Below are 15273 nucleotides of genomic sequence, written 5' to 3' on the forward strand. Positions count from 1 at the left end.
TTACGTATGGGTAATTGACATAGCAACTTGTTTATCCAAGTCTTGTTCCCAAACACGCTGAATTTCAAACGTACCTTTTTCAAAAAACAATGGGAATCTCTCTTTAAACCAATCTTGCATAGGAAGATTGAGTGCTGTATCAATTGGCACCCATAATAATTCGCCTTCAGGAGGATTCAAAAGGAGTTCACCTTCAAATGAATCTGTCCAATAGTTAAATACCATATATCGAACATTTTCTTTCGGATTTACGTATTCATCTAATCCCTTAAAAGTTAAATTTGAAACAAGTAATCCAGTTTCTTCTTTTACTTCTCGTTTAGCAGCTTGAACGATACTTTCTGGAAAATCTACTTTACCGCCAGGAGCGATGTAACCAGGGAAGCCTAGATGATCCGGCCGTCGTATTAGTAATACTTCGTTATTATGTTGAATCATACACATTGTATAAATGCGGTGTTCTATATCTTTCCAATTCTTACTCATACGAATCTCTCCTTTTATAAAATCTTATAGTTTTTTATTGTAGTTATTTATGACAAAAAATACAATAATAATACAAAATTATACAAAATTAGATTGACTATTACTAATTTTCAGAACTATAATTAGTCTGTTACATAAAAACATTGTACTTGAGAGGGGAATATATTCTATGAAAAATAGAATAATCGCAGCAGGAATAATTGCAGCTAGTATATTATCTTATTCATCTAGTAGTTTCGCACAAACAAAAACATTTCCAGATGTCCCAGCAGGGGACTGGGCAGAAGGTTCTATTTAGTAGAGAAAGGTGCAATTAAAGGTAATGATGCAGGAATGTTCGAGCCTGGAAAAGAAATCACTCGTGCAGAAGCAGCAACAATTATTGCGCAAACTTTAAAGTTACCGATTGATAATGCGGCTCAGCCAACCTTTACAGATTCTAAAACTCATTGGGCAACTCGATTTATTGCCGCTGTAGAAAAAGCAGGAGTAATTGCAGGGAAAGGAAACGGGATTTTTGATCCAGACGGTAAAATTGACCGAGTTTCTATGGCAGCGATGCTTGTTGGGGCGTATAAATTAGATGCGAAAGTAAAACAACCATTACCAACAAAATTTGCATATTTAAATCCTAGTTGGGGAAAAGATAAAGAGAACATTTTAGTAGAATTGAATATTTCACAAGGTGTAACTAGTACAGCTTGGCTACCTAATAAAACTGTAACGAAGGCAGAAGCAGCGCAATTTATTGCAAAATCAGATTCTCTTAAAATTCCAGATGCATTAGAAGGAAAAGTAATTATTATTGATCCAGGTCATGGTGGGAAAGATTCTGGGAAGCCGACACAAGGATTATATGAAAGTGATATTGTATTAGATACATCGAAAAGATTACAAAAATTACTAGATAAAAATACTCCATTCCATGTGTTGTTAACATGTGAAACGGATATCCGTCTTGGTAAAAATCAACCTGAGGACCTTAAAAACCGTGTAGAGTTCGCGAAAGAGCATAATGGAGATATTTTTGTAAGTATTCATGCAAATGGCTCTAACAATCATGATGGATATGGAACGGAGACTTTTTATTATAAAGGATCTGAAACGAAAGAATTAACTGAACGTGAAAAAGATAGTCGTATGTTAGCAGAGAAAATACAAAAACGAGTAGTTAAAGCTCTAGATACAAGAGATCGTGGTGCGAAACCAGAAGACTTTTATGTACTAAGAGAAAATGAGATGCCTGCAGTATTAACTGAACTAGCATTTTTAGATAATAGTGCAGATTATGAGAAGTTGGCTTCAGAATCAGGAAGACAAATTGCTGCTGAAGCAGTTTATGCTGGTATTTTAGATTATTATGAGTGGAAAGGTTTCAATGTTTCAAAATATCGTTTGGCTAAATAAAAACATCGTTTGCTAAGCCCATCTTCTATATAGAGATGGGCTTTTCATATGAGTTTATATAATTTTGTATCAAAATAAAAAGATATATCGTATTATGCTGATTATAAATAAAATAATGGTAGATTAGTTTATTTGTATCACGTATACTTTTACTGTTGACTAATTAAGAGTTTGTTAGTTTGATAGGGAAAATTTTATTATAAAGGGAGGCAAGTTAACACGGGACAAGCATATACATAACGTGTTAAAAAATATGAAAAAAATTATTTCTAATGTGTTAGCAGTGACAGTCGCACTTCAAGTAGTGATGGCTCCGGCAACTTCATTTGCAGCTGAAAAAGAATTTCCAGACGTTCCGAAAGATCATTGGTCGTATAAAGCAATTACTAATTTAACATCAAAAGAAATTATTGCAGGATATGATAATGGTAAGTTTGGATTCGGGGATGTTGTAAATCGTGAGCAAGTAGCCGCATTAATATATCGTGCATTAAAACCAGAAGCGAAAAGCGAATATAAAAATCCATACTCTGATATTAACGAAGGGACAACAATGTTCCAAAAAGAAATTTTAGCTTTAACAGATATGGGGATTTTCGTAGGTGATGGTAAAGGAACATTTAGACCGAAAGAATCTTTAACTCGTGCTGAAATGGCTGTAATTTTACAGAAAGCCTTTAAACTAAAAGTAAAAGCTAATCATACATTTAATGATGTTCCGAAAGATCATTGGGCAAATGAAGCGATTAGTGCATTAGAGTCTAACGGTGTTGCTGCAGGTAATGGAGCAGGTGCATTTAATCCAACAGGTGTTTTAACACGTGAAGAATATGCACAATTTTTATATAACGCCATGGCATCATATATCGATTTAGATGTAACATTACCTTCTAATGTAACAGCTCAAGAGATTGATAATTATATTAAAAGATATCATCCCGATAGTCCGCTTGTTGGAGTTGGACAAGACTTTATTAAAGCGCAAAACGAGTATGGCGTGAACTCTTTATATTTAGCAGCACATGCAATCTTAGAGTCTGGATACGGGAAATCAGAAATTGCATATCGTAAACATAATTTATTTGGACTACGAGCGTATGATTGGGATCCATTCGCACATGCAAAATATTTACCATCTTATGGATTAAGTATTTCATACAATGCTGATTATGTGAGAAAGAATTACTTAGAACAAGGTGCTAAGTATTTCAAAGGTTACACATTACCTGCGATGAATGTAATGTATTCAACTGATAAAGAATGGGCTGGCAAAATTGCTAATATTATGGAACGTATTAAGCCTTTCAATAACAAGGATTATCAAAATGTCAAACGATTACCGAAAAACCCTAATACATTAAATGTAGATGCATTAGGCGAAACAATTCCATATAAAGATTATGCAAAAGACGCAAAAACTACTGTTCAGTCGGTAGGGTCTTACTATCAAGTTCCATTCCCGTTTAACAACCCAATTAAGAGTGTACCAAACGTTACACAAAATGAAGTTGGAAAATTAGAAAATGGTACAAAAGTAAACGTATATCGTGAAGATCCAAATGGCTGGGTAGAATTCTCACTTGAAAATGCTCCAGAAAAATATTGGACATTGAAGAAGAACTTAAAATTATAAAGTGGAAAGGTGTTTTCATATATGAAAACACCTTTTTTATTTATATTCAACACATAATATGTGTAGATTCATTACGATGTTCTTTTTTATATTTCTACCAATAATTTAACAGTTTCATATATAATTAAAGTTATTAAAGATTGAATTTTCTGTGTTTATTTTCGGGTATTAACTTAGTTTGAAAAGAGGAGAGAGATATGCAAGGAGAAATACCAACAGAGAAAAATTTAGGTTATGTCGGTAAATTGTTATTGCCAGTTAAAGTGTCACCGCACTTTAAGTTTTTATGGATTGGGCAATTACTTTCGACTTTAGGTAGTTCGATAACGATGGTTATTCTGCCAGTCGTTGTATATTCATTAACTGGTTCAACAGTTGTAATGGGAATGACTATGGCAATGTACATGCTTCCTAATATTCTTGCGTTACCGTTTGCTGGATTAGTCGTGGATCGAATTGACCGGGTGAAATTGATGTTATTTACGGATATAATCCGTTGCATATTAATGCTATTATTTGCAACGCTTATATTTATGGACGTTTTAACAATTCCACTTCTATATGTACTCGTGGCATTATATGGACTTATGGAAGGGATATTTCAGCCGGCGTATTCAGCTGTAAGAGCGAAAGTATTTGTACCGGAAATTCGAAATGCAGCTAATGCATTAACGCAAATGAGTAATCAAGGAATACGATTAATTGGCCCAGCACTTGGTGGGTTAATAGTATCAGTTACATCTGCAGGGATAGGCTTCGGACTAGATGCAGCAACGTATTTGTTATCATTTTTATGTTTATTATTTTTAAAAGAAATTAAGTTTAAAAAAGTAAAACCCATTGAAAAGAGTAAGATCGATTACAAACAAGAGTTTATGGAAGGTATTTTAGTTTTAAAAAGTCATCCGTGGTTGTGGATTACCATTCTAGTCTTTTCTTTCATTAATATTTGTTATGCAGGCGTTATCGTTGTATTAATTCCATGGTTGTTTAATGTTCATCATCATTTTGAAGCTTACGTGTATGGCTTAGGTATGGCTGCTTCTGGTGCTGGAGCTGTAATTGCAGCACTAATTTTTGGTGGGAGGCAGCGGTGGCATAAGAGAGGATTACTTGCGTATGGTGGTGTTTTAATTAGTGGAATGGCGTTATTAATTATGCCTTTCGTTTCTTGGGCACCCGCCTTAATTGGATTAATGGCAATTGAAGGATTCGGTATTATGATATTTGGGCTTATTTGGGAAACAAGTTTACAAGAGCTTGTACCAGAAGAAGCTTTTGGAAGAGTGGCAAGTCTTGATATGTTAGGCTCATTTGCTTTATTACCATTAGGGTATGTGGTGGTAGGCTGGTTAGCTACTGTAATAGGTGGAAAGATAACAATTATAATGCTAGCTATTTTAGTACTCATAACAATTGGAATGGCATTGTCTGTACCAAGTATTCGGCGGTTCGATTGATTATGTAGGCAAAAAGGGGGAATGGTATATGACTATAGAAAATCTACATGATTTAGTAGTACATGAGTTGGGATGTAAATACGTTTTGGGAGAAAAGGTATTTGAAGCAAGGAATTTCACGGTGTATATTGCTACTCCTATAGAAAATAAAATGACATATAATCGATTCATCTTAATTAAGCATTTGTCTAATGAAGAGCCTTCCGTACATGTTTGGGACAAAAAAATCTGTGTAGACGCTACAAAAATACATATTGCAAAAGAAGTGACAGAAGCAATTCAATCGGGTTTTGTAAATAAAGAGTAAGCCCTAATCAAATTAGGACTTACTCTTCATTAAACACAAATGTTTGCTTCATTTTTTTACTCTCATGTACTGGATGACCGTTGTAAGAGAAATTCTTTTCTTCCCAAGTAATGACAACTTTAAAATTATGGCTATTAAAGTCTAATGGGAATACCATGTAGTCAAAGCTTGTATGACTTTTTGAAACGTTGTTATTAGATGAAGTAGGATTAAAGGTAGCTTTAGATGTAGGTGTGTTATCAAGTATTTCCACCGATACATTTGCAACATCATTACCAATATTTTTTAAGAGTAAACTATACGTATCATATACACCTTGTTTTGGCTGCACGGCTTGCTTGTTTGAGTTATGAGATTTGTCAATTTCGATATACCACTGTTTAGACTTTGACGCAATTGGTAGTGATTGAAATGTGTATGCACTAGCTTGTATTGGTAGTGCTAAGCATATAAGCGTAAAGAGAGTTATTATTTTTCGTTTCATTTTAGAGAGCTCCCATTCTTTAATGGATTTATTTGTTATTATTTGGACTTTTTAAGATAATATACCGTATATTTTAATGATTGGAGTCATGTATATCAGCTTAGGGATTGTACATGAAAAGTGGGGAATATGTATTTCGATTATTTTATAATTAGGTGCTATTGAATTATGAAGTGTATGTGCTATTTTGTTGCAACACTATATATTTTTATTTTGCATTCAACAGAGGAAGGGGAAAAAATATTAGAAACGTTTCAACTCAACAACAGAATGTTAAAAAGTAAAGAGGATGTGTCAATGGATAAATACTATTAAAGTGATGATAAATAGTATTTATAAAGGGGAATTAGAGAAAGAAGCTGTGTAGAGATTTTTCTGCACAGCTTGTTTGCATACCCAACTAAGCTGGGAACGGCCAATTAGACATGTTTAGTTGTTACGTATACGTTGTTCTGTATCAATATCAAAAAAATGTGCTTTTGTTAGACTAAATGCTACTGAAAGCTTATCGCCAGCTTTCGGTTCTGATCGAGCGTTGATTCGTGCAACAAAACTTTGATTTACAAGTTTTCCATGTAGCATAGTCTCAGCACCTAATAACTCAGCTACTTCAACTGTAATTTCGACAGTCGAGTCAGGAGAAGATTGAAGGACAATTGGTTCATCGTGAATGTCTTCTGGGCGAATACCAAGTATAAGTGTTTTCTCGCTATACCCTTTTTTCTGTAATTTTTTCAATTGTCCTTCAGGTACCTTGAAACGAATGTTTTCTATATAAAAATAGTTATCTTTCAATGTTCCGATAAAAAAATTCATGGCCGGAGAACCAATGAATCCGCCAACAAAAACATTTTCAGGAGTATCATATACTTCTTTAGGTGTACCAACTTGTTGAATGATACCATCTTTCATAACAACAAGGCGTGATGCCATTGTCATTGCTTCTGTTTGGTCATGTGTTACATATATAGTAGTTGTGTTTAAACGGCGGTGAAGTTTAGAAATTTCTGAACGCATACTTACACGTAATTTAGCATCTAAATTGGATAGAGGCTCGTCCATTAAAAACACTTTTGCGTCACGAACGATAGCTCTTCCTAATGCAACACGCTGCCGCTGCCCGCCTGACAATGCTTTTGGTTTTCGTTTTAAATAATCTTCAAGTCCTAATATCTTTGCTGCCTCTGTTACACGACGATTGATTTCATCTTTTGGTAGTTTTCGCAGTTTTAAACCAAACGCCATATTATCATAAACAGACATATGTGGATATAGTGCGTAATTTTGAAATACCATAGCAATGTCACGATCTTTTGGAGCGATATCATTCATAAGTTTTCCATCAATATAAAATGAGCCATCAGAAATGTCTTCTAAACCTGCAATCATACGCAAAGTAGTTGATTTTCCACAACCAGAAGGACCAACAAATACAATAAACTCTTTATCTTGGATATGTAAATTGAAATCAGAAACAGCAGTTGTTTTATTGTCATACAATTTGAAAATGTGATCTAATACGAGTTCTGCCATTATGAATCACCTCTATTTCTATAATTAATTGAATTATAAGTCTTTTTAGTCGCAAGATGAATCGGCAAGTTGCACAAAAAATGTTACTTTTTTTATGCAAAATTACGAGATGTTCAAAGAAAGAAAGGCCATATAAACAGCCACAGCACCTTCAAATGTTTTTATATTCAAACCTGTTTTTTCAATAAATTTATCAATTCGATACTGTAAGGTATTTCGATGCAAATATAATTGCTTGGCAGCAAGTGATACATTTAAATTACATTGGAAGAATACTTTAACACTCTCTATTAGTTCTTTATCACTGGAAACCTGCGCTAATAAATGATGTGTATATTTTTCCCTCTTTTCTTTTGGTAATGAGATCATTAATTGGTAAGGAAGGAGTTGTTCAATATATGTAATTTTCTTTGATAAATAGGGAGAAAGAAAAGAAAATAAATTTCGCTCCCATTGATACAGGTGAGAAATTTGATTTGTTTGGGTGTAGTGTCTGCCGACAAAAAAGGATAAGGATATAAAAAAATCTGTTTCTAGCGTATCAAGGGCTGTTTGCAATCTATATTCAGATATATTCTCTGCTAAGATGAGAACTCCAGTTTGTGAAGTTTCCCATATTGTAGGGGTATCAAAATCAAGTATCGACTGTAAAGCATTATGAAATTCATCACGTTCCACTATAGGATGCGTTGTGAAGAAGTGTAAAAAGCGCACAGATGTTATTTGAATATCTTTACTTTGATATAACGCTTCGTGCCAATACTTTTCTTTTTCTGTTTCAAAACATGTTTCAGTATAGAGGGGAGTTAAGAGAGAGGAAAGTAGTTGACACTCCCTTTGGTGTAAGCGAGATTTACGAATTCCTACTCTATTCCCGTCAATTAAAAACCAACTAAAATCTTCAGAAAGTATTGCTTCATTAATTTTTATATCTTTATCGTAATATCTTTTTAATTGTTGAATCATATAAACACTCCTTATTTTTATATTATTTATTAATAACAAATTTTATAGGGGTAATGGATTAGAAAAATATTTCTACTTATGTTAGCGGCATATAAAATTAAATAGAATATAATCAATAAAAAAATCAAAAGATTCAGAAAATATATTGCGAAGGAAAAAGTGATAGTGTTATACTTCATAACAACTGGTAATGACAACATCATGTCGTTATCGAATTGGTATATGTATAAATAATATATCAATGATAGTTTATTCCTTCAACTGATAATGACATAAGTCTACTTAAATTGATAGAGAAGGGAGAGAAGAGCATTGTCTTTATAGATTAATAAAATTAAGTTTATAAACGCTTTATTAACAAGGCGTTTCAGACCTTTTGTAAAGTTGCTTTTATTAGTTTAATTTATCATCAGTGAGTTACAAGAAACGTAAGTAAAGATTTTGTTATATAGATGATTGTTTATAGAGGAGGGAATGAGATGAAAAAGTGGTTTATTTTCTTTTTGTCAGTATTGCTATTGGCGGTAGTGGGATGTTCTAATAGTGGCGAAAAGGTTAACACGTCATCTAAAGATGAAAAAGTAGAATTACGGTATGCACTTTGGGATAAGAAACAACTACCAGCAGTGGAGAAAGTGGTTCAACAGTTTAATGAAAAACATCCGAATATTAAAGTGAAAATAGAATTAACAGCGTATGGGCAGTATTTTCAGAAGCTTGAAACAGCAGCAACAGGAAATGCATTGCCAGATGTATTTTGGATGAATGGACCAAATGTCGTGAAATACGCTTCGGGAAAAGTATTGATGCCTTTGGATGATAAAGCGAAAAAGGATAAGTATAAACTAGAAAATTATCCGAAATCTTTAGTTGATTTATATACAGTGGATAATAAAACATATGGTATTCCAAAAGATTTTGATACAACGGCACTTTGGTACAATAAAAAATTATTTGATGAAGCTGGAGTAGCTTATCCAGATGATTCATGGGACTGGGAGAAAATGAAAGAAACAGCAAAGAAATTGACAAAAAAGGAAAAAAATGTATGGGGATTTGCAGCAGCGATGGGTAATCAAGGTGGCTATTATGATCTTATTTACCAAAACAAAGGATATGTTCTTGCTAAAGATAAAAAAACAGTTGGATTTAATAAACCAGAAGCAATTGACGCACTTAATTATAACATTAGTTTTATTAAAGAAGGATTATCACCAACATTTGCTCAAATGACAGAGACAACAGCATCTGATTTGTTTTTATCAGGTAAAGTAGCGATGATTTTTGATGGGCCATGGATGGTACCAGAATATAAGAAAAATCCTGATTTAAATATTGCTGTTATGCCAAAAGGGAAAGAAAGAGCTGTTATGATTCATGGTCTAGCAAATGTTATCTCAGCGAAAACAAAATATCCAGATGCAGCTTGGGAATTTATAAAATATTTAGGTTCTAAAGAGGCCGCAGATGTATTTGCAGAAACTGGAACAGTCATTCCTGCTTTTAATGGAACACAAGAAGCATGGGTTAAATCCGTTCCAAACTTGAATTTACAAGCGTATATCACTGGAGTCGACTATTCTTACCCATTACCAAGTGTGAAAAATACAGGGGCTTTATGGGAGCAGGAAACAAAAACATTAAAAAGAGTATGGGGAGGAGAGGTGAATGTTGAAGAAGCAACAAAAGAATTAACAGAGAAAGCAAATGAAATTCTTTCTAAAAAATAAGGAGAGGGATCCTCTCCTTGCTTTAAATCAAAAATTATGGGAGGAGTGAAGAGATGGAGAATCTATCAATAAAGATAGTGGATCAAAAAAACACACAAATACAAAAAAAATATAAAAAGAAAAAGAAATTAGATTATATATGGGCATATATCATGATTGCCCCAACTATGTTAGGGTTATTCATTTTTTATATGTGGCCAATTTTGCAAAATATTTATTTTAGTTTTACAGCGTGGGATGCGTTTGGTAGCTATGAATGGATTGGATTAGAAAACTATAAAAAGATGTTTACTGATAAAGATTTAGGAAAGGCATTTCAAAATACATTTATTTATATCGTACTTACCGTTCCAATTGGTATATTTTTATCCATCATACTAGCAGTACTATTAAACCAAAACATTAAAGGGAAATCCCTTTATAGAACATTATATTTTTTACCTGTTATTACAATGCCGGCTGCAATCGCGATGGTATGGAAATGGATCTATAATTCTGACTATGGGCTACTCAATTACATATTATCATGGTTTGGAATTGATGGTCCTAATTGGCTTACCAATCCAAACATTGCATTATATTCAATTGTTATAGTTGCGATTTGGGGTGGGATAGGGTATAACATGGTTATTTTTCTATCAGGTCTCCAAAACATCCCTAAAACATACTATGAAGCAGCAATTATGGATGGAGCCCGGCCAATTACAATTTTTTTTAAGATTACATTGCCACTTTTATCACCAGTTATTTTCTTTGTAACGATTATGTCTTTAATTGGAGCATTTCAAGTATTCGATCTCATCTTTATGATGATTGGTAGAACAAGTAATGTAATTGAAAACACACAATCTATTGTTTATTTATTTTATCAAAATGCCTTTATTTTAAATGAAAAAGGATATTCGGCAGCCATAGCAGTTGTATTATTAATTATTATATTAGTCATTACAGCGATTCAAATGATATTACAGAAAAAGTGGGTGCATTATGATGAATAAAAGAGTAGGTGCAGTCAATAAAAATACGATTATGATTCATGCAATGCTCATCATAGGTGCTTTATTAACCATTGGTCCTTTTATTTGGATGATATTAACGTCTCTAAAGACATATGCAGAATCCGTTCAAGTTCCACCAGTTATTATCCCGTCTCAATTTATGTGGAGTAACTATACGGAAGTATTCAACTTATTACCATTTTTAAAATTTATGATGAACACTTTAATTGTTACAATAGCTAGAACGGTCGGTCAGTTATTTTTATGCTCATTAGCAGCGTATGCTTTTGCTAGAATACAATTTCCAGGTAGAAATATATTGTTTTTACTAACCCTCTCTGTCTTAATGGTTCCAGCTCAAGTATTTTTACTCCCGCAATATTTAATTATGGTAAAACTGGATTGGTTGAATACATTACAAGCAGTAATTGTGCCTGGGTTATTTAGTGCATTTGGTACCTTTTTATTACGTCAGTTTTTTATGGGTGTTCCAAAGGAACTAGAAGAAGCAGCAAGATTAGATGGTTGCAATCATTTCCAAATTTATTGGTATGTTATGCTGCCACTTGCAAAACCAGGTTTAATTGCGCTTGGTATATTTACAACACTTTGGTCTTGGAATGAATTGATGTGGCCGATGATTGTAAATAATTCACCAGATATGATGACATTGTCAGTTGGTTTATCTTCACTACAGGGACAATATGCAACAAACTATCCGGTGTTAATGGCAGGATCATTTTTAGCGATTTTACCAATGTTGTTATTATTTGTATTTTTGCAAAAACAATTTATTGAAGGAATTACAATTACAGGTGGAAAATAAGAATAATAGAATAGGAGAGGATACTTATGATTACAGCAGCCTTAATTGGGGCAGGAAGTCGTGGAATGTACGCTTATGCTTCTTACGCGTTAGAACATCCAACAGAGATAACCTTTGTTGCAGTTGCAGAATTGGATAATGTAAAAAGACGGAAATTCTCTGAAATGCATAGCGTTTCGGAAAATATGCAATTTGAAACATGGGAAGAGTTATTAGCGAAAGAAAAGTTTTGTGATGTATTGCTTATTTGTTCGCCAGATCGGTTTCATTATAAACCTGTTATGCAAGCAATTGAGAAGGGATACAAAATTTTATTAGAAAAGCCAATGTCACCAAGCCCTATAGAGGCATTGGAAATTGCAGAGGCTGCAACGAAATATAACGTGTTATTAACCGTATGTCACGTATTAAGGTATGCACCATTTTATCGGGCTTTAAAAGAAATTGTTGATCAAAAGAAGATAGGGGATATCGTTTCGATTCAATGGAATGAAAATGTAGGTCATTGGCATCAAGCACATAGCTTTGTAAGAGGAAATTGGCGTAATAAGTCTGAATCAAGTTCAATGATTTTGCAAAAATGTTGTCATGATATGGATGTGCTACAATGGCTTGTTGGTGCAGAATGTGAAAAGATTTCATCTTTTGGAAGTTTGACTCATTTTAAATCTGAACATGCACCTAAGAGTTCGACGCTACGATGTACAGATGGTTGTGAAGTTGAGGAAAGTTGCCAATATTCTGCTTTAAAGTGGTATTTACATGAGAGAGATGAATGGCCGGCGAATGTAGTTTCTATTGATACAAGTATTGAAAATAGACTGGAGGCACTAAAAAAAGGACCTTATGGGCGTTGTGTGTACCATTGTGACAATGATGTTGTGGATCATCAAGTTGTAAATTTGCTGTTTGATAATGATGTAACAGTTGCTTTTACAATGTCTGCATTTACGAAAGAGTGTTGCCGTACGTTTAAAATTATGGGCACACATGGTGAAATTCATGGTCATGATGTACTAAATGAATTGAAGGTCAAATATTTTTCTGGTGAGGTTGAAACTGTTTACCCAGAAACAATAGAAGGTGGACATATGGGAGCAGATAATGCAATTATGACTGATTTCATCGAAAAAGTAAAAAGCAATAAAACAGAAAGTTTAACGTCTGCAATGACTTCGGCAAATAGTCATTTGATTGCTTTTGCAGCTGAAAGATCAAGAATAACGGGTGAAACGGTATCTCTTAAGCAATATGTGACAGGGTTAAAAGAAGCGATGAATCCAGCGAAGTGAGAAGAGTGCATATAAAGGGACAAACTAAACGTACAGTTGAAATGAGTTTTTACCGATGGAATAAGCTTATCTTCGTATGTGAGAAAGTGATGGTAATTCCTATTTTCATTCGATATAATAGCCATAAACTGGTTATAACAACTTTATAGATGAGGGAGTAAAACATGATTGTAAAAGATAATCGAACACCATTATATTATCAATTAATGGATATTATTGTAGGACAAATTGAAACTGGGAATTTACAAGAACATGATAAGCTTCCATCCGAACGGGAGTTATGTGAGATTCATGATGTAAGTAGAACAACAGTGAGACAGACGATGCAGGAATTAGAAAAAGAAGGATATATTTATAAAAAACATGGTAAAGGTAGTTTTGTCTCACCTCGTGTATTTAATCAAAGTCTTGTTCGCTTTTATAGTTTCACAGAAGAAATGAAAAAGTTTGGAAAAGTTCCGTCATCAACCGTCGTATCATTTTCCATTATTCATTGCGATAAGAAAATAGCGAAAATTATGAATCTTGATTTTGAAGAAGAGGTTTATCAAATCACTAGACTAAGGTTAGCTGATAAAGAACCAATGCTATTTGAAACATCTTATATTCCTGTAAAGTTCTTTCCATATTTAACGAAGAAAGAGTTAGAAGAAACACCAATGTATGAGATTTTCCGTACAAAATATCAAGTCCATATCACGCGCGCAGCGGAAAGCTTCAAAGCGATTGCAGCAGAAAAAGAGCATGCAATATGGCTACAAATTGAAGAGAATGAACCATCTTTATCACTAGAACGGATTGCATATGCGAAAGAAAATATAATCGAATACACACAGACAATTGCAAGAGGAGATAAATTTACTTACACAGTTGAATTACAATAAGTATAATTATACTTATTGTAATTCAACTGGTAATGATGACGTGATAAGATGTGAACTAATATTAAGGGGGGTCTCAAATGTTATTACATGCAAATGATGAAGTAAGAGAAACATATGGAGCATGTTTTACAGCGAAAGAGATTGCACAACAGCCAGATCTTTGGGAGCAAGTATATTCGAATTTTCAAAGTAATCATTATGAAATTATAGATTTCTTTTCACGTATTTCAAGAAAGCATGAACAAGTGCGAGTTATTTTCACTGGTGCAGGGACATCCGCTTTTGTTGGAGACACAATTGTTCCGTATATCAAAAGAATAACAAATTTAAAGAAAATGCACATTGAAAGTATTCCAACAACAAATATAGTCTCAAGTCCTTATTACTATCTTCAGCCGGACATCCCAACAGTTTTAGTATCTTTTGCCCGCTCTGGTAATAGTCCAGAAAGTGTAGCGGCAGTTGAGTTAGGAGAACAAATTATTCATTCAGTTTATCATATTATTTTAACATGTAATGAAGAAGGAAATTTAGCGAAGCAATTTCAACATAAAGAGAACTCTTTTGTTATGTATATGCCGAAGGGGGCAAATGATCAAGGGTTCGCGATGACAGGAAGTTTTACCTCTATGATGTTAAGTGCGCTTATGTTATGTAACTATAATCATATCCACCTTTTAGAATCTAGCATTATGGATATTGTAAGTTTAGGAAAAGATGTTATCGAAAAACAAGAACGAGAAATTCAAAGAATTGCAGAAAAAGAATTTCGTAAAATTGTATTTTTAGGATCAGGTGTATTTGAAGGACTTTCTCGAGAGGCTGCTTTAAAATTTTTAGAGTTAACTGCTGGGCGTATCCCAGTTATGTTTGACACACCGCTTGGGTTTAGACATGGACCGAAATCAATTTTAGATAAGGATACAGTTGTTGTATTATTTTTATCTAATGATGAACATACGAAAAAATATGATCTTGATTTATTAAAAGAGATTTTTCAAGAGAAAGAAAGAAGCGAGATTATTGTTATAGCACATCAAGATAATCAGGAAGCAAGGCAGCATTGTAATACGTTTTTATGTAATGATGGGCGAGACATGAAAGATGACATATATATCACGTTCATTTATGTATTATATGGTCAAATTTTAGCGCTATATAAATCTATTGCGTTAGGGATTACTCCAGATAATCCTTGTCCGAGTGGAAGTGTAAATCGTATCGTTCAAGGGGTAACAGTACATCCTTATAAAGGAAAGGAATAGCA

The 15273-nt window shown here is 33.6% G+C and carries 13 protein-coding genes and 1 pseudogene; 10 read left to right on the top strand and 4 right to left on the bottom strand.

What is annotated here, in order from left to right; all coding sequences use genetic code 11:
- Positions 1-486 (bottom strand): 8-oxo-dGTP diphosphatase, encoded by a 486-nt coding sequence (locus ABH957_RS07800; protein ID WP_404456230.1) that lies wholly within the window; start codon positions 484-486, stop codon positions 1-3.
- Positions 487-655: 169 nt separating this feature from the next.
- On the opposite strand from ABH957_RS07800, the pseudogene ABH957_RS07805 reads away from it, so the two are divergent.
- The 4 genes and pseudogenes from ABH957_RS07805 (at position 656) to ABH957_RS07820 (ending at position 5293) form a co-directional block, all read left to right on the top strand.
- Positions 656-1893 (top strand): annotated as a pseudogene (locus ABH957_RS07805) (N-acetylmuramoyl-L-alanine amidase).
- 253 nt (positions 1894-2146) lie between these two features.
- A complete protein-coding gene (locus ABH957_RS07810; RefSeq protein WP_404510921.1) occupies positions 2147-3526 on the top strand; it encodes an S-layer homology domain-containing protein in 1380 nt (459 codons plus the stop codon).
- A gap of 197 nt (positions 3527-3723) precedes the next feature.
- The gene (locus ABH957_RS07815; protein WP_404456233.1) at positions 3724-4986 is read left to right on the top strand and encodes an MFS transporter; all 1263 of its coding nucleotides are present in this window, start codon (positions 3724-3726) and stop codon (positions 4984-4986) included.
- A 28-nt stretch (positions 4987-5014) separates the two neighbouring features.
- The gene (locus ABH957_RS07820) at positions 5015-5293 is read left to right on the top strand and encodes a hypothetical protein (RefSeq protein WP_002135550.1); all 279 of its coding nucleotides are present in this window, start codon (positions 5015-5017) and stop codon (positions 5291-5293) included.
- A 19-nt stretch (positions 5294-5312) separates the two neighbouring features.
- Here ABH957_RS07820 and ABH957_RS07825 read toward each other — a convergent pair whose 3' ends face one another.
- The 3 genes from ABH957_RS07825 to ABH957_RS07835 form a co-directional block, all read right to left on the bottom strand.
- Entirely contained in the window at positions 5313-5777 is a 465-nt protein-coding gene (locus tag ABH957_RS07825) for a hypothetical protein (RefSeq protein WP_002168672.1), read from the bottom strand.
- A 429-nt stretch (positions 5778-6206) separates the two neighbouring features.
- A complete protein-coding gene (locus ABH957_RS07830; protein ID WP_404444515.1) occupies positions 6207-7310 on the bottom strand; it encodes an ABC transporter ATP-binding protein in 1104 nt (367 codons plus the stop codon).
- Between the two features lie 102 nt (positions 7311-7412).
- Positions 7413-8276, bottom strand: coding sequence for a PucR family transcriptional regulator (locus tag ABH957_RS07835; protein WP_404456239.1), 864 nt, complete (start codon positions 8274-8276; stop codon positions 7413-7415).
- 479 nt (positions 8277-8755) lie between these two features.
- On the opposite strand from ABH957_RS07835, the gene ABH957_RS07840 reads away from it, so the two are divergent.
- The 6 genes from ABH957_RS07840 to ABH957_RS07865 all read left to right on the top strand — a co-directional run bounded on the left by ABH957_RS07840 (position 8756) and on the right by ABH957_RS07865 (position 15271).
- On the top strand, positions 8756-10006 hold the full coding sequence (locus ABH957_RS07840) for an ABC transporter substrate-binding protein (protein ID WP_404491354.1): 1251 nt from the start codon (positions 8756-8758) through the stop codon (positions 10004-10006).
- Between the two features lie 53 nt (positions 10007-10059).
- The gene (locus ABH957_RS07845) at positions 10060-11004 is read left to right on the top strand and encodes a carbohydrate ABC transporter permease (protein ID WP_404444509.1); all 945 of its coding nucleotides are present in this window, start codon (positions 10060-10062) and stop codon (positions 11002-11004) included.
- Positions 10997-11830, top strand: coding sequence for a carbohydrate ABC transporter permease (locus ABH957_RS07850; RefSeq protein WP_404456490.1), 834 nt, complete (start codon positions 10997-10999; stop codon positions 11828-11830). Before ABH957_RS07845 ends, ABH957_RS07850 begins: the two co-directional genes overlap by 8 nt.
- A 26-nt stretch (positions 11831-11856) precedes the next feature.
- Positions 11857-13122 (top strand): Gfo/Idh/MocA family protein, encoded by a 1266-nt coding sequence (locus ABH957_RS07855; RefSeq protein ID WP_404510923.1) that lies wholly within the window; start codon positions 11857-11859, stop codon positions 13120-13122.
- Positions 13123-13286: 164 nt separating this feature from the next.
- Positions 13287-14006, top strand: coding sequence for a GntR family transcriptional regulator (locus ABH957_RS07860; protein WP_002086331.1), 720 nt, complete (start codon positions 13287-13289; stop codon positions 14004-14006).
- A gap of 77 nt (positions 14007-14083) precedes the next feature.
- The gene (locus tag ABH957_RS07865; RefSeq protein ID WP_404510925.1) at positions 14084-15271 is read left to right on the top strand and encodes an SIS domain-containing protein; all 1188 of its coding nucleotides are present in this window, start codon (positions 14084-14086) and stop codon (positions 15269-15271) included.
- The last annotated feature ends 2 nt before the right edge of the window (positions 15272-15273 follow it).

Source organism: Bacillus sp. RC242, from assembly GCF_044908245.1.
GTDB lineage: Bacteria > Bacillota > Bacilli > Bacillales > Bacillaceae_G > Bacillus_A > Bacillus_A mycoides.

What these genes read in the sequence shown, in the direction of transcription:
- ABH957_RS07800 (WP_404456230.1), bottom strand. Translation starts at nt 486, where the DNA reads ATGAGTAAGAATTGGAAAGATATAGAACACCGCATTTATACAATGTGT.
- ABH957_RS07810 (WP_404510921.1), top strand. Translation starts at nt 2,147, where the DNA reads ATGAAAAAAATTATTTCTAATGTGTTAGCAGTGACAGTCGCACTTCAA.
- ABH957_RS07815 (WP_404456233.1), top strand. Translation starts at nt 3,724, where the DNA reads ATGCAAGGAGAAATACCAACAGAGAAAAATTTAGGTTATGTCGGTAAA.
- ABH957_RS07820 (WP_002135550.1), top strand. Translation starts at nt 5,015, where the DNA reads ATGACTATAGAAAATCTACATGATTTAGTAGTACATGAGTTGGGATGT.
- ABH957_RS07825 (WP_002168672.1), bottom strand. Translation starts at nt 5,777, where the DNA reads ATGAAACGAAAAATAATAACTCTCTTTACGCTTATATGCTTAGCACTA.
- ABH957_RS07830 (WP_404444515.1), bottom strand. Translation starts at nt 7,310, where the DNA reads ATGGCAGAACTCGTATTAGATCACATTTTCAAATTGTATGACAATAAA.
- ABH957_RS07835 (WP_404456239.1), bottom strand. Translation starts at nt 8,276, where the DNA reads ATGATTCAACAATTAAAAAGATATTACGATAAAGATATAAAAATTAAT.
- ABH957_RS07840 (WP_404491354.1), top strand. Translation starts at nt 8,756, where the DNA reads ATGAAAAAGTGGTTTATTTTCTTTTTGTCAGTATTGCTATTGGCGGTA.
- ABH957_RS07845 (WP_404444509.1), top strand. Translation starts at nt 10,060, where the DNA reads ATGGAGAATCTATCAATAAAGATAGTGGATCAAAAAAACACACAAATA.
- ABH957_RS07850 (WP_404456490.1), top strand. Translation starts at nt 10,997, where the DNA reads ATGAATAAAAGAGTAGGTGCAGTCAATAAAAATACGATTATGATTCAT.
- ABH957_RS07855 (WP_404510923.1), top strand. Translation starts at nt 11,857, where the DNA reads ATGATTACAGCAGCCTTAATTGGGGCAGGAAGTCGTGGAATGTACGCT.
- ABH957_RS07860 (WP_002086331.1), top strand. Translation starts at nt 13,287, where the DNA reads ATGATTGTAAAAGATAATCGAACACCATTATATTATCAATTAATGGAT.
- ABH957_RS07865 (WP_404510925.1), top strand. Translation starts at nt 14,084, where the DNA reads ATGTTATTACATGCAAATGATGAAGTAAGAGAAACATATGGAGCATGT.